Source organism: Mycolicibacterium aurum, from assembly GCF_900637195.1.
Taxonomy (GTDB): Bacteria; Actinomycetota; Actinomycetes; order Mycobacteriales; family Mycobacteriaceae; genus Mycobacterium; species Mycobacterium aurum.
Map to the genome: position 1 here is coordinate 2,251,663 of NZ_LR134356.1, position 14,127 is coordinate 2,265,789.

At 66.2% G+C, this 14,127-nt stretch carries 13 protein-coding genes; 11 read left to right on the forward strand and 2 right to left on the reverse strand.

What is annotated here, in order from left to right; genetic code table 11:
- Positions 1–78 precede the first annotated feature (78 nt).
- The 8 genes from EL337_RS10705 to EL337_RS10740 all read left to right on the forward strand — a co-directional run bounded on the left by EL337_RS10705 (position 79) and on the right by EL337_RS10740 (position 7,585).
- Entirely contained in the window at positions 79–897 is an 819-nt protein-coding gene (locus EL337_RS10705) for a branched-chain amino acid ABC transporter permease (RefSeq protein ID WP_083442969.1), read from the forward strand.
- A complete protein-coding gene (locus EL337_RS10710; protein WP_048630480.1) occupies positions 897–1,880 on the forward strand; it encodes a branched-chain amino acid ABC transporter permease in 984 nt (327 codons plus the stop codon). The genes EL337_RS10705 and EL337_RS10710 overlap by 1 nt, the downstream gene beginning before the upstream one ends.
- Entirely contained in the window at positions 1,877–2,656 is a 780-nt protein-coding gene (locus EL337_RS10715) for an ABC transporter ATP-binding protein (RefSeq protein WP_048630479.1), read from the forward strand. The genes EL337_RS10710 and EL337_RS10715 overlap by 4 nt, the downstream gene beginning before the upstream one ends.
- Positions 2,653–3,375 carry an ABC transporter ATP-binding protein gene (locus EL337_RS10720; RefSeq protein ID WP_048630478.1) on the forward strand — a complete coding sequence of 241 codons (723 nt, stop codon included), beginning with the start codon at positions 2,653–2,655 and terminating at the stop codon, positions 3,373–3,375. The genes EL337_RS10715 and EL337_RS10720 overlap by 4 nt, the downstream gene beginning before the upstream one ends.
- Before the next feature lie 96 nt (positions 3,376–3,471).
- Complete coding sequence (locus EL337_RS10725; RefSeq protein WP_048630477.1) at positions 3,472–4,665, forward strand: RidA family protein; 1,194 nt, start codon at positions 3,472–3,474, stop codon at positions 4,663–4,665.
- 30 nt (positions 4,666–4,695) lie between these two features.
- Positions 4,696–6,231, forward strand: coding sequence for an aldehyde dehydrogenase (locus EL337_RS10730; protein WP_235666618.1), 1,536 nt, complete (start codon positions 4,696–4,698; stop codon positions 6,229–6,231).
- Positions 6,232–6,457: 226 nt separating this feature from the next.
- A complete protein-coding gene (locus EL337_RS10735) occupies positions 6,458–6,862 on the forward strand; it encodes a DoxX family protein (RefSeq protein WP_048635494.1) in 405 nt (134 codons plus the stop codon).
- Between the two features lie 60 nt (positions 6,863–6,922).
- On the forward strand, positions 6,923–7,585 hold the full coding sequence (locus tag EL337_RS10740) for a sigma-70 family RNA polymerase sigma factor (RefSeq protein ID WP_083443308.1): 663 nt from the start codon (positions 6,923–6,925) through the stop codon (positions 7,583–7,585).
- Positions 7,586–7,614: 29 nt separating this feature from the next.
- Here EL337_RS10740 and mtr read toward each other — a convergent pair whose 3' ends face one another.
- Both mtr and EL337_RS10750 read right to left on the reverse strand, forming a co-directional pair.
- Positions 7,615–9,039, reverse strand: a complete 1,425-nt coding sequence (gene mtr, locus EL337_RS10745; RefSeq protein ID WP_048635495.1) for a mycothione reductase — start codon at positions 9,037–9,039, stop codon at positions 7,615–7,617.
- A complete protein-coding gene (locus EL337_RS10750) occupies positions 9,032–10,057 on the reverse strand; it encodes an alpha/beta hydrolase (protein ID WP_048635509.1) in 1,026 nt (341 codons plus the stop codon). Before EL337_RS10750 ends, mtr begins: the two co-directional genes overlap by 8 nt.
- Positions 10,058–10,196: 139 nt before the next feature.
- Here EL337_RS10750 and mqo point away from each other — a divergent pair, with 139 nt between their 5' ends.
- From mqo to EL337_RS10765, 3 genes are read left to right on the forward strand one after another with little or no spacing between them, the layout of a single operon-like run.
- Positions 10,197–11,753 carry a malate dehydrogenase (quinone) gene (gene mqo, locus EL337_RS10755; protein WP_048635496.1) on the forward strand — a complete coding sequence of 519 codons (1,557 nt, stop codon included), beginning with the start codon at positions 10,197–10,199 and terminating at the stop codon, positions 11,751–11,753.
- A gap of 13 nt (positions 11,754–11,766) precedes the next feature.
- Positions 11,767–12,213 carry a GNAT family N-acetyltransferase gene (locus EL337_RS10760; RefSeq protein WP_048635497.1) on the forward strand — a complete coding sequence of 149 codons (447 nt, stop codon included), beginning with the start codon at positions 11,767–11,769 and terminating at the stop codon, positions 12,211–12,213.
- The gene (locus EL337_RS10765) at positions 12,210–14,117 is read left to right on the forward strand and encodes a magnesium chelatase subunit D family protein (protein WP_048635498.1); all 1,908 of its coding nucleotides are present in this window, start codon (positions 12,210–12,212) and stop codon (positions 14,115–14,117) included. Before EL337_RS10760 ends, EL337_RS10765 begins: the two co-directional genes overlap by 4 nt.
- Positions 14,118–14,127 lie beyond the last annotated feature (10 nt).

The window sequence follows — 14,127 nt, forward strand, 5'->3', positions numbered from 1 at the left end:
CGAATCCCGTTAAAGGTTGAAAGGCGATATGCCGTGCAATATGTGATATTCGGGCTGGTCACCGGGAGCATTCTCTCGATGGCCACGGTCGGCTTCTCGATTGTGCGCCAAACCGAAGGCTTCTTGAATATCGCCCATGGGCAATTTCTGGCTCTGGCTGCCTTCCTCGGTCTGCTCGCCAGCCGTGATATGGGCATGCCCACCTGGGCGGCGGCGCTGTTCGCCGCTACCGCAACGGGCATCACAGCGGTGATCCTCTCCGTGGTCGTCTTCGAACCCATCCGCCACAAAGGCATACTCGTCCAGCTGTTCACGTCAGTCGGTGTCGCGTATGTGGTGTATGGACTGCTCGTGATGGTCTTCGGCGCGAACCTGCAGCACTATGAGGTGTCATTCGGATCCTCGTATTCCATCGCAGGGCTGCAGATTTCGTTCGGTGAGATCGCGATCATCGTCACCGCAGCGGCTTCGATCCTCCTGCTGCACCTCTTTCTCACCAAGACGCCGGCCGGTATATCGATACGTGCCGTGGCCACCAACCCCGACCTCGCCGAGGTACGTGGCATCTCGACCCGCATAGTCTCCTATCAGGTCTGGTTCATCGCCGGATTTCTGGCCGGTCTGGCGGGCGTGATGATCGGCATCATCGGCTCCGTTGGCCCGGAGCTGGGCTGGCAGAACATCATCCTCGTGCTTGCCGCCACTGTCCTCGGTGGGCTCGGAAGTACGTATGGCGTCATCGCGGCGAGTCTGCTCCTCGGGCTGGCCATGGATCTCAGTGCACTCGTCATCCCCACCTCCTACCGCACGGTGGTGGCCTTCGCCGCACTGATCATCGTCCTATTGATCAGACCCAGCGGCCTCTTCAGTGTCCGACAGAGAAAGCAGGCTGCCTGATGCAATCCCTGATCGTTTTTTTGGTCGGCGTTCTGACGCTCGCAGCGATTTATGCAGCGTTGGCGATGGTGCTCAACTTGGTCGCCGGATGGGCCGGCATGTGGGATCTCGGGGTAGCCGGCTTGGTCGCCGTTGCCGGCTATACCTACATCATCGTCACCCAGACGAAGTTCGACACCGGCCTGCTGTTCACGCCGGGATGGCCGATCGCAATCGGCGTGATAGTCGCGGCACTGGTCACCGCGTTGGCCGCTTTCATCATCGCGCTTCCCTCGATCAGGCTCCGCGGCGAATACTTCCTGATCACCACTCTGGCTTTCGCCGAAGTCATCCATCAACTGGCGATCAGCGAGGGTTGGCTCACACGCGGGACGACGGGCTTCTCGTCCATCGACCGACCGTTCCGCGACCTGGTGCCCGCGTCCGACTACCGTTGGCTGTTGCTCGGGTTGGCGGTCGCGGTGATGCTGGCTATCTACCTAATCATGAACAGGCTCGCCAAGACTCCCTACATCCGGCTGCTCCGCGCCAGTCGCGACAATGAAGCGGTCGCGAATTCCCTGGGCAAGAATGTGATTCGGTATCGCCTGATCACCTACGTCTTCGGCGGCGCGCTCATCGGTGTCATCACCCCGCTCTACCTCTGGCACGTCCGGAGCGTCGTCCCGTCGCTCTTTGTGTCCGAGCTGACCTTCGTGGTCTGGACGGCACTCGTCATCGGCGGAATTGCCAGCCGCAAAGGTCCCATCATCGGCGCCACGCTGTTGATCGTGTGCACCGAGCTGCTGACATTCCTGCAGGGTTCGGCTGAGTATGCCCAGATCCTCGCGGCTACCCGCCCGGTGATCCTCGGACTGCTTCTGATCCTGATTCTGCGATTCCGTCCAGAGGGTATCTCCAGCGAAAGGTCGGCCTTCAGATTCGGCGAACGAGACCTCGGCCCCGTGGACGAGCACGATGCGAAGACGGAGGCGGCACGATGACGACGGCGAATTTCGGCGAAGTAGCCTTCCGAGCCGCAGACGTCAGTAAGTCATTCGGGGGAGTCCGTGCTGTGGACGGAGTTTCTCTCGAAGCGCGAGCAGGAACCATCACCGCCGTCATCGGTCCCAACGGTGCGGGCAAGACCAGCCTTTTCAATGTGCTGACCGGATTCGACCAGACCGACACCGGTGAGGTCACACTGTTCGGCGATCGGATCGAGCGACTGTCGGCGTGGAAGATCGCGCACAAGGGCATGGTTCGCTCCTTCCAGACTCCGGTGGGCTTTCCGCTGCTGTCGGTGTGGGAAAACCTGATGACCGCAGGTGCAGATGACTCGGAATCGTTGGCGAAGGCTCTTTTCGGGCGGCGGAAGTGGCGAGAGTTGGAGCGGGAGACAGCTCGTCGTGCCGACCTTCTGATCGCCGATCTGGGGCTGACAGACATCAAGGACGACCGTGTAGAGGACCTCACAGCGGGACAGACCAAACTCGTGGACTTCGCCCGCTTGCTCATGGTCGAGCCGCGCATGGTGCTTCTCGACGAGCCGGCAGCAGGGGTTGCCCCGAGTGGAATCGGGCGCCTGGCTGCTCAGGTGTCCGATCTGAAGCAGCGCGGCATCACCCTGCTGATCATCGACCACAACATTCAGTTCGTGTTCGCGGTGTCCGATTTCGTCTACGTGATGGCAGAAGGTCGCGTGGTTGCCAGCGGCACGCCGGCAGAGATCGCGGAAAACCCACTGGTGGCTGAGATCTATCTCGGGAGCTCGAAATGACGTTGCTGCAAGTCCGGGATCTGACGGCCGGTTACGGCAAACTTCCTGTGATCCATGGTGTCTCGCTAGCAGTCGCCGCCAACGAAACCGTCGCGCTGGTGGGCCCCAACGGGGCCGGAAAGTCGACGTTGATGAAGTCGATCTTCCGGACGATCGTGCCGATGTCCGGCGAGGTTCATCTCGATGGCGCGGATCTGGGTTCGGTGGCTACGTCGCAGATGGTGCGGCGCGGCATGGCATTCGTACCGCAGGGGAGCAACACCTTCCCCAGTCTCACTGTGGAAGAAAACCTGCGAGTGGCGCTCATGCCGATGGGCCGTTCCAAGACCGCAACAGGGATCGGCGCGGCTTTCGATCGATTCCCGTCGCTGGCCAAGCGCCGCACCAGCAGTGCATCGACCCTATCCGGCGGTGAACGTCAGATGCTGGCGGTCGCAGGCGCATTGGCGTCCGAACCGAAGTTCCTCGCCCTCGACGAACCCACGACCGGCCTGGCGCCCACCATCGTCAACGAGCTGATAACCCGGCTGGGGGAAGCGGCCAAGGAAGGCATCGGGGTGCTGTGGGTGGTCGAGGAGAACCCTGCGGTGATCCTGCCGCATTGCGACCGTGTCCACATCATGCAGGGCGGCCGCATCAGCGACGAGCAGGACGTGGCGGCGGTCCTGGCAGACGAAGGACTGCGCAGGCTGTTCTTCGGTATCGACGAACATCGCTGAACCGCAGACGCCCCGATGTGGTCCGTCGGCGCTGGTGGCTCTTGTTCGAAATCGCATTCATTGGCCGGTTCCGGCCTACCAGAGAGGTAATCGACGATGTCCTACGAAAGTACTCTGACCCCCTCGGTTGAGACGATCCTTGACGAGCGGGTACTCGTCTGCGAGGGACTTGTGTTCGTCTCCGGCCTCACCGCTGCCGATCCGGGCGCGGGCATTCCGTCCTCAGCCGCCGTCTCACCCGAATTCCCCTACTACGGCAGCGATATCCAGAAGCAGACGATTCACCTGCTGGAGAAGTTGCAGCGGCTGCTGAATGAGAACAACTCGTCGCTCGAAGACGTCGTGAAGACTCAGGTGTTCTTGAGCGACTGCAGGCTGTTCGACGCGTTCGACCAGATCTGGAAGAGGTTCTTCCCGGTGCCTCCGCCGCGGACGACGGTGGGTGTGGGCAGCGACGGGATGGCGATCCCGGGCACCTTGGTGTCGGTAGACGTGATCGCCGCGCGATCTGGTGAAGTGACTGTCGAGCAGATCGACAGCCCGCGGCTACCCAAACCTCTGGCCAATTACACCCCGTGTGTTCGAGCAGGCGAGTGGCTGTTCCTGGCCGGCCAGCTTCCCACGGATTTCGGCGCGACCGGTATCGCGCCGGGGGCGGCGGTCAATCGAGATCTTCCACACCACGTCTCGTCGATCGTCGCCCAGGCCGAGTACACGATCAGAATCTGCCAAACCCTCCTCGAAGACGCCGGAAGCGACTGGCAGCACACGGTCCGGGCCCACATCTTCCTCAAGCACATCGAGGACGCTCCGTTGGTCGAGCGGATGTGGCGCGACGGATTCGACGGCGGGGCACCTCCTGTCATGATCATCGGTGTCCAGGAGTTACTCACCGGCGGTGCGGAAATCGAGATCGATGTGATCGCGCTGCGCAGTGACAGCCGGCAGTCCCGAGGGCCTATCGCCCACGCTTACGGCCAGGGTGCACTCTCAGCGGGCGGTACCGATGACACCGTCTTCGCTGTCACCGAGGTCGTCGTCGATCAGAGCGAGTACCGGCCCTTCGCCATCGAGCGCGCGGTCTCCGAGGCCTTCACAGGCGCGGCCACTGTGCTCGGCGGTGATGCCACCGCAATCAAGGTGCACGCTTTCCTGCCGGCCCCGTCGGATATCTGGGCCTTCGGCCGGGCGCTGCCCGCCGCTGTCGCCGACAGCGCAGCCATCACCACCTCCCCGTCGGTGGGCGGATCGAAGATCGGTCTCGAGATCGTCTACCGGGCGCGTCGCTGAGCGCGCACCCCAGATCAGAAAGTGGATGACATGCTGGAAACTCGTGCAACGGCGACTGATGATGGTGCGCACATTGGTGAGCATGCCCATGCCCTGCTCATCGACGGTGACCGTCGGCCCGGTCGTGGGGAAATCCTGGATCTGATCAATCCTGCGACGGCGCGGGTGTTCGCCCGCTGCCATAGCGCCAGCATCGAGGACACCGACGACGCTGTGGTGTCCGCGCGCAACGCCTTCACCTCCGGTGTGTGGTCGCAGATGCCGATCCACCAACGGTCCCGCATCCTCAACCGATTCGGGGATCTGCTGGAGCGGGACATGGACAAGCTGTACCGGCTGGAGACGGTCAACAACGGCAGGCCCATCACCGAGACCAAGGCGCAGATCACCCGGCTTCCGGAGTGGTACCGGTACAACGCGGCGCTGCTGCTGGCCGGTCGGGACTCGGTGGTGCCGATGTCGGGCCAGTACCACTCCTACACGTCGCGGTTCCCGCTCGGCGTGGTGGCCACTCTGTCGTCGTTCAATCATCCGCTGATGATCGCCTCGAAGAGCGTGGCCCCGGCGCTGGCCACCGGAAACAGTGTGGTGCTCAAACCGTCTGAGCAGACGCCGCTGACGGCGCTGTTGATCGGCGCGCTCGCGCTGGAGGCCGGCATTCCGCCCGGGGTGTTCAACGTCATTCCAGGATTGGGGCCCGTCACCGGCGCAGGGTTGGCCGAGCACCCGCTCGTCGACAAGGTGGTGTTCACCGGCGGCACGGAGGTCGGCCGCATCATCTCGGTGGCCACCGCCTCACGATTCGCGAAGTCGACGGTCGAATTGGGCGGTAAGACACCGGTTCTGGTGTTCGACGATATTGCCCCCGAGGTGTCGTCACGAGGCGCGGCCTTCGGCGGATTCGTCGGTGCAGGCCAGACGTGCATCGCGGGAACCCGGATCCTGGTGCAGGAGACGGTATACGACGATTTCGTGGCCGGTCTGGTGGATCAGGCGCAGCGGATCCGGGTCGGCGATCCCAGCCAGAGCGGCACCCAGCTCGGCCCGGTGATCTCGGAGCGGGCGCGCAGGCGCATCCTCGATTACGTCGACATCGGGGTCGCCGAGGGCGCGCGTCTGGCCACCGGCGGCACGGCGGTCGACGTGACGGGGCTGGACGGCTTCTTCGTCGCGCCCACAGTCCTGGCCGATGTGAACAATCAGATGCGGGTGGCCCGTGAGGAGATCTTCGGCCCCGTCGTGGTGGTGATCCCGTTCCGCGACGAACAGGAAGCCATCGCGATCGCCAACGACTCACCGTACGGCTTGGGGTCCTCGATCTGGACCCGCGATATCGCCCGTGCCCATCGCGTGGCCTCGCGGCTGGAACACGGCATCGTCTGGGTCAACGATCATCACCGCCTGGACCCGTGTTCGCCCTGGGGAGGCGTGCGCGAGAGCGGGCACGGCCGCGAGGGCGGCACCGAGTCCTTCTCCGACTTCACCCACGTGCGGGCCGTGACCGTGCGTACGGCCGCGGACGACGTGGACTGGTACGGCGGTGTCGCGCTGGAGAGACTCAACTGAACACAGGTACCAGGTGGCGGGGCGGTGCGCGGATCGGCGACCGGTGGGGGTTACTTTCCGCGGCCGGACGGACCAGTCAGGAATTGACCCGCCCGAAAGGCGTTGGCCGACAGCCTGGGTGGACATGTGAATCGGCTATGAGTGTGATGACAGCCGCGGAGGCGATCGGCAAGGGTGGACAGATGGGCCACGCGCCCGACCTCAGTCCGCGACGAAAGGCATCGTCATGTCCACCGATACCATGTTCGAGAAGCGCCTGACATCCCTCACCGACACAGCGCTCGGGGTGTTCCGGATCGCCGTCGCGCTGCTGTTCGCGATGCACGGGACGGCCAAGCTGTTCGGCTGGCCCCAGGGATCACCTGCAGTGCTCGGCGCCTGGCCGATGTGGTGGGCAGGAGTCCTGGAGGTAGTGCTCGGCGGCCTGATCGCCATCGGCCTGTTCACCAGGGCGGCGGCATTCGTCGCCTCCGGCATGATGGCGGTGGCCTACTTCTGGCGGCATTTCCCGGACGGCTTCTGGCCCCTTGTCAACGGTGGTGAGTCCGCGGCATTGTTCTGCTTCATATTCCTGCTACTGGTGGTCACCGGGCCAGGGGCACTTGCTGTTTCGCGCCGACGATCCGACTGATCCGCTGAATGCACTGCGCGAGAAACAACTTCACATGTTTCACATATGTTTGCGTTTCCTATGCACATCTGGCGCTGCCGACTGCCGGTCATAGGCTGGAATCACCAGTCAGAGAAGCGATGTGGAGGTCAGGCCGTGACGGATATGACAGAAGACGCCATCCGGGAACGATTCGAGCGCGACGCGCTTCCGGTGCTCGACCAGCTGTACCGCGCCGCGCGCCGCTACACCGGCAATGCCGCCGACGCCGAGGACCTGGTGCAGGAGACCATGGCCAAGGCCTACGGCGCGTTCCACCGGTTCGAGGACGGGACGAACATCCGCGCGTGGCTGCTTCGGATCCTGACCAACACGTGGATCAAGTCCTACCGCAGGGCGCAGTGCCGCCCCGCCGAGGTGCTCTCCGACGGCATCACCGACGCACAGCTCGCGGCGTCCGCCGGCCACTCCTCGACGGGTATGCAGTCCGCCGAACTCGCCGCGCTGCAGGCCCTCGGCGACGACGAGGTCCGCGACGCTCTGGAGCAGTTGCGTGAGGACCAGCGCCTGGTGGTGTACTACGCCGACGTGGAAGGCCTGCGCTACAAGGACATTGCGCTCATCCTCGGGATCCCGGAAGGCACGGTGATGTCCCGTCTGCACCGCGGCCGGCGCGCGCTGCGCGCGCTGTTGGTCGACGTCGCGGCCGATCGTGGCTACCTACGGGCCACCTCGGCGGCGTGACAAGCGGTACTGCCGAGGGCGGCGTCGGTCTAGTGCCGCTTCGACGGCGGCCAGGGCGGCTCCCCGCACAGTGCCAGCAGCGCGTTCTCCACCACCTCGGGCAAGGCGGGATGAATCCAGTACTGGCCGCGCGCCATGTCCTGGGCGGGCAGATCGAAAGCCATCGCCTGGATCAGTGGCTGGATGATCGAAGACGCCTGGTGGCCCATGATGTGCGCGCCCAGAAGCAGTCCGGTGTCGTCATCGACGATCAGCTTCGCGAATCCGGTGTTGTCCTCCATCGCCCAGCCGTACGCGACGTCGCCGTAGTCCTGCACCTTCGAACGAACGCGGTAACCGGCTGCGCGGGCTTCGTTCTCGGTGAGCCCGACGCAGGCGATCTGGGGCTCCGTGAACACCGCCGAGGGAACGTTGCGGTGGTTGGCCGGCATCAGATTGGCGGTGTCGTCCCAGTCCTGCAGCAGGTTGTGCTTGACCACCCTGGCCTCGTGGTTGGCCACATGCTTGAGCTGATACGGCGAGCTGACATCGCCGAGCGCGAAGACATTCCGTGCCGAGGTGCGCTGAAACTCGTCGACCGCGACGAGACCGTCGGTGACCTCGATGCCGGCCTTCTCCGCGTCGAGCAGGTCACCGTTGGGGATCCGGCCGGTGGCGACGAGCAACGTGTCCGCCTGCAGGGTGGAGCCGTCGTCGAGGTGGAGGGTGACGCCGGATTCGGTGGTGTCCGTTCCGTTGCTGCCCTTCACGATGTTGCGACGGCTGCGGATCTCCCACTTCTTGCCGGCGATGTCGGTGAACCGTTCGCACAGCGTGTCGTCGCAGTGGGTGAGCATCGTGGTGCCGCGCAGCACGATCGTCACCCGCGACCCCAGCGACGAGAAGACGTGCGCGAACTCCGCCGCGACGAAGCCGCCGCCGACGATGACGATGTGTTCGGGAAGATCGGAGATGCGCATGATGGTGTCGCTGGTGTGGTGCGCCACGCCGCAGTCGAGGATCGCCGGGGGCACCGTGGCCCGCGCACCCGCTGCGATCACCACCTGCTCGGCGGTGAACTCGTCACCGTCATCGGTGCGAAGCCGGTATCCGTCACCGGTGTCCGGGCCGGCGAACCGGGTGTGGCTGGCGAAGACCTTCACGTTCGGGGTGGAGCGCCGATACTGCTCGCCGCCGCTGGCCAGCGGATCGATGCGGCCGAACACCCGCGACACGATGTCGGGCCATCGCACGCCGTCGATGTGTCCGTCGACGCCGAAACGGCTTGACTCCCGGATCTGTTGGGCCACCCCCGCGGCGTAGACGAACATCTTGGTCGGGATGCAGCCGACGTTGAGGCAGGTGCCGCCGAAGATGCCCTTCTCGCAGATCGCGACGCGCTTGTCGGCGTAGCGTTCGTCGAGAATCGAGTTGCCGGAGCCGGTGCCGATGATCGCGATGTCGAAATCAGCCATGTCCTGCGCTTCCGTCTGAGGGTGGTGGATTCGTCGAAGTGTCGGCCAGCCAGCGGTCCAGCCAGCGGTCCAGCTCGTCGTAGGCGTCGCGTCTGGGCGTCGGCAGCGACAGGAACACGTCGTGTTTGGCGTCGACGATCGGCACCACTGTGGACCGGTTGCCGATGCATCCCGCCCAGCGCGCGATCTGCGCCACGTCTAGCACGGCGTCACCGCGCTGGATCAGCTCAGGGTCGGCGGCTTCGCGCACGCTGCGGTCCGACCGCAGGATCAGGTTCGGCACACCGACATCGAGGCCCCGGTGCAGCCTCGCCTGGCCGCGCCGGATGGCGTGGATCCATCCGAAGGTGACGGGGAAGCCGCCGACGGGCTTCCAGTCCAGGTTGTAGTCGAAGTCGCCGGCGAAGTCGCGGTGCAGCGTGGTGCCGTAGCCGCCGCCGGCGGTGGGGCGCCGGACCACCGAGTGCTTGCGCAACCGGCGCATGGCGAGGATCGCCGCCGATGCCGGCGGTGTGCGCAATATCGCATGCCCCTGCAGATCCAGCCACGGGCTGTTGAGGATCAGACCCGAGACCCCCGACCCCGGGGTGGCCCACCGCGCCCGCAGTCGGTCCAGCCACAGGGACACGACCAGCCCGCCGGCCGAGTGCCCATAGACCAGCACCTGCGCCGGTGACACCGCCCCGATGACGTCGAGTGCGCGCTCCAGTTCGACGTCGTAGCGAGACAGGTCGGTGGTGAAGTGGGGAGTCTGCCCAGTGCGGTGTGAGCGCCCGCATTTGTGCAGGTCCAAGGCGTAGAAAGCGAACCCGCGAGCGGCGAAATGGTCCGCCAGCTCGGTGTTGAAGAAGTAGTCGGTGAAGCCGTGCACCATCAGCACCGCGTGGCGGGCCGACGGGTCGGCCGCACCGCGCCGCACCAGCGTCGCCTCCAGCTCACCCTCGCCGTCGGGGTCGGGACCGAGCGCGAAGGTGCGCTGCCAGTAGCCGGGCAGCACGTCGGGATCCCATCCGGACACGACAGCCACCCTAGTGCCGTGTAGCGGCCGCGGAGCGGCCCGGGCAGTGGTCGCCACGTTGCGGCCCGGCCCGGCGGGATAACCTGAACACCGGTAAGCCGTGTGCAGCGGACCGCGATGACGAAGGACCCACGAAAAGGTGTCAGAACCAGAGAAGACCGACGTCCTGCTGGTCGGGGCGGGCATCATGAGCGCCACCCTCAGCACGTTGCTGCGGTTGTTGGAGCCGAGTTGGTCGATGACGTTGGTCGAACGCCTCGACGGTGCGGCGGCCGAGAGCAGCGACCCGTGGAACAACGCAGGCACCGGGCATTCGGCGCTGTGCGAACTGAACTACACGCCCGCACGTCCCGACGGCTCGATCGACATCGCCAAGGCGGTGAACGTCAACGAGCAGTTCCAGGTGTCCCGTCAGTTCTGGACCTACGCCGTCGAGAACGGCGTCATCCCCGATGTCCGCAGCTTCCTCAACCCCATCCCGCACGTCAGCTTCGTCAGCGGCGCGGACAACGTCGACTATCTCAAGCGTCGGCATGAGGCTCTGGTCGGTAACCCGCTGTTCGCGACCATGGAGTTCATCGACGACAGCGACGAGTTCGCCCGCCGGCTGCCGCTGATGGCCGAGAAGCGCGACTTCTCGGACCCCGTCGGCCTGAACTGGACGCAGGACGGCACCGACGTGGACTTCGGGTCGCTGTCGCGGCAGCTCTTCGGGTTCGGCGCCAAGCAGGGGCTGGACACCCTCTTCGGGCATGAGGTCACCGACCTCAAGCAGAACTCGGACTCGTCGTGGACGGTCAAGGTCACCAACAGGCGCACGGGGCGCAAGCGTGTGTTCCAGTCGAAGTTCGTCTTCGTCGGCGCGGGCGGGGGCGCGCTGCCGCTGCTGCAGAAGGCGGGCATCAAGGAGGCCAAGGGGTTCGGCGGCTTCCCTGTCGGCGGTCAGTGGCTGCGGACCGGCAATGCAGAGCTGGCAGCCAAGCACCAGGCCAAGGTCTACGGGCTGCCGCCGCTGGGCGCCCCGCCGATGTCGGTGCCGCACCTGGACACCCGCGTCATCAACGAGAAGTCGTGGTTGCTGTTCGGTCCGTTCGCGGGCTGGTCGCCGAAGTTCCTCAAGCAGGGCAAGGTCACCGATCTGCCGTTCTCGGTGCGGCCAGACAACCTGGTCTCGATGCTCGGCGTCGGGCTCACCGAGATGGGGCTGCTGAAGTATCTGATCGGGCAGCTGCTGCTGAGCGAGTCGGCCAGGGTGGAGAACCTGCGCGACTTCGCGCCCAGCGCCAGGGACTCGGACTGGGAGCTCGACATCGCGGGACAGCGCGTCCAGGTGATCCGCAAGGCCAAGGGCAAGGGCGGGGTGCTGGAGTTCGGCACCACCGTGCTCTCGGCAGCCGACGGCAGCATCGCCGGACTGCTCGGCGCCTCGCCGGGCGCGTCGACTGCGGTACCGGCGATGTTCGACGTGATGAAGCGGTGCTTCCCCGATCGGTACGCCGGGTGGGAGCCCAAGCTCAAGGAGATGGTGCCGTCCCTGGGCACCCCGTTGTCCACCGAGCCGGCGTTGTTCGACGAGGTATGGGCGCACGGCACCAAGGTGCTCAAGCTGGACAAGCCTGCCAGCGTCGTGCCCGCCACGGCGGCAGACGAATCCACTGCGGGCACCGAGCATTCCCCGACGGCGGCGACCGTTTGACGAAGGTCGCCGGATGACAGTGGCGCTGCGCCGCAGCTGGGCCCAGGACTTGGACGCCGTAACGCTCTACGAGCTGCTGAAGCTGCGGGTCGAGGTGTTCGTCGTCGAACAGGCGACCCCGTATCCCGAACTCGATGGCCGTGACCTGCTTGCCGAGACGCGCCATTTCTGGCTGGAAAGCCCTGAAGGACAAGTCATTTCCACACTTCGATTGATGGAGGAACACCCCGGCGGTCAAAAGGCCTTCCGGATCGGGCGGGTGTGTACCAAGCGCAGCGACCGCGGACACGGGCACACCGCGCGACTCCTTGCGGCCGCGCTGGCCGAGGTCGGCGACTACCCGTGCCACATCAACGCGCAGACGTACCTGGAGGAGATGTACGGCAGGCACGGGTTCGTGCGGGTCGGCGACGAGTTCCTCGACGACGGCATCCCGCACGTCGCGATGGTGAAGCCGTGACGGCCGCCGGCGTGTCCCCGCCGATCTACCCGTTCAGTGCGGTCATCGGACACGACCGGTTGCGGCTGGCGCTGGTGCTGTGCGCGGTGCGCCCCGACATCGGGGGAGTCCTGATCCGAGGCGAGAAGGGCACGGCGAAATCGACCGCGGTGCGTGGCCTTGCCCACGTCCTGGCCCTGGCGTTCTCGGCTTCCGGTGACGACGGCGGGCAACTGGTGGAGCTGCCGATCGGCGCCACCGAGGACCGTGTGGTCGGCTCACTCGACCTGCAGAAGGTGCTGCGGGACGGTGAGCACGCATTCTCTCCGGGTCTGCTGGCGCGGGCACACCGCGGTGTCCTCTACGTCGATGAGGTCAACCTGCTGCACGACCACCTGGTCGACGTGCTGCTCGACGCGGCGGCGATGGGCCGGGTGCACATCGAGCGCGACGGCGTCTCCCACAGCCACGAGTCGAAGTTCATGCTCGTCGGCACCATGAATCCCGAAGAGGGGGAACTGCGCCCGCAGCTCCTCGACCGGTTCGGGCTGACCGTCGACGTGGCCGCCTCCCGCGATGTGGACGTGCGCGCCGACGTGATCCGGACCCGTCTGTCCTACGAGGCCGACCCCGTCGCGTTCGCCGAGCGATACGCCGACGCGGACGCCGACCTGGCCGCACGCATCGCGCAGGCACGAGCGGTGCTGCCCGACGTCGTGTTGCCGGACAAGGAGTTACGACGGATCGCCGCGCTGTGCGCCGCCTTCGACGTCGACGGGATGCGCGCCGACCTCGTGGTGGCGCGCACGGCCGTGGCGCACGCGGCATGGCGTGGTGCCACCACCGTGGAGGAAGACGACATCCGGGTGGCGGCTGAACTGGCGCTGCCGCACCGTCGTCGGCGCGACCCGTTCGACGACCCGGGACTGGACCCGGACCGCCTCGACGAGGCGATGGATCAGGCGGGGGAATCGGCCGACGCCGGGTCCGCTCCCGACGACGATCCCGATCCCGACCCAGAGACCGACCCGCCCGGCGGTGGCGCGCCGGATACCGACGGATCCTCCGGCGACGATGCACCGCAACGGAATTCGTCTGCGCCCACCGGGCAGAGCGCCCCGCCGTCGGCGACGTTCAAGGCCAAGACCCTGGTCGTGCCCGGTGTCGGCGACGGCGCCCCCGGCCGACGGTCCCGGGCCCGCAACCGGACCGGCACGGTCATCTCCTCGACACCGGACGCCGATTCCGGCCACGGTATGCATGTGTTCGCAACGCTGCTCGCGGCGGCCGGGCGGCAAGCCGGCCGTGGTGCGGTGCGTCCCGGCCCCGACGACGTGCGGCGTGCGGTGCGCGAAGGGCGTGAGGGCAACCTGGTGATCTTCGTCGTCGACGCTTCCGGGTCGATGGCTGCCCGGGACCGGATGTCAGCGGTCAGCGGCGCGACGCTGTCGCTCCTGCGGGACGCCTACCAGCGCAGGGACAAGGTCGCGGTCATCACCTTCCGTCAGCAGGACGCCCAGGTGCTGTTGCCGCCGACCTCGTCGGTGTACATCGCCAGCCGACGGCTGGCCCGCTTCGACACCGGAGGCAGAACTCCACTGGCGCAGGGGATTCTGGCCGCCCGCGACATGGTCGTGCGCGAACGTGCCAGGGACAGGGCGCGCCGGAGCCTGGTCGTGGTGCTGACCGACGGTCGCGCCACCGGCGGCCCCGACCCTCTCGGGCGGACGCGCGCCGCGGCGGCGCGGCTGGTGGCCGAGGGGGCGGCCGCTGTCGTGGTGGACTGCGAGACCTCCTATATCCGACTCGATTTGGCCGAGGACCTGGCGCGGCATCTGGGCGCCCCCGCAGTGCGCCTGGACGCGTTGCGGTCCGACAACCTGACCGCCCTGGTGAAGGCGCAAGCCGACCGGGGCGCAGCGTGAGAAGGGTGAA

Coding starts and splice junctions, on each gene's coding strand:
- EL337_RS10705 (WP_083442969.1), top strand. CDS start 79: ATGGCCACGGTCGGCTTCTCGATTGTGCGCCAAACCGAAGGCTTCTTG.
- EL337_RS10710 (WP_048630480.1), top strand. CDS start 897: ATGCAATCCCTGATCGTTTTTTTGGTCGGCGTTCTGACGCTCGCAGCG.
- EL337_RS10715 (WP_048630479.1), top strand. CDS start 1,877: ATGACGACGGCGAATTTCGGCGAAGTAGCCTTCCGAGCCGCAGACGTC.
- EL337_RS10720 (WP_048630478.1), top strand. CDS start 2,653: ATGACGTTGCTGCAAGTCCGGGATCTGACGGCCGGTTACGGCAAACTT.
- EL337_RS10725 (WP_048630477.1), top strand. CDS start 3,472: ATGTCCTACGAAAGTACTCTGACCCCCTCGGTTGAGACGATCCTTGAC.
- EL337_RS10730 (WP_235666618.1), top strand. CDS start 4,696: ATGCTGGAAACTCGTGCAACGGCGACTGATGATGGTGCGCACATTGGT.
- EL337_RS10735 (WP_048635494.1), top strand. CDS start 6,458: ATGTCCACCGATACCATGTTCGAGAAGCGCCTGACATCCCTCACCGAC.
- EL337_RS10740 (WP_083443308.1), top strand. CDS start 6,923: ATGCACATCTGGCGCTGCCGACTGCCGGTCATAGGCTGGAATCACCAG.
- mtr (WP_048635495.1), bottom strand. CDS start 9,039: ATGGCTGATTTCGACATCGCGATCATCGGCACCGGCTCCGGCAACTCG.
- EL337_RS10760 (WP_048635497.1), top strand. CDS start 11,767: ATGACAGTGGCGCTGCGCCGCAGCTGGGCCCAGGACTTGGACGCCGTA.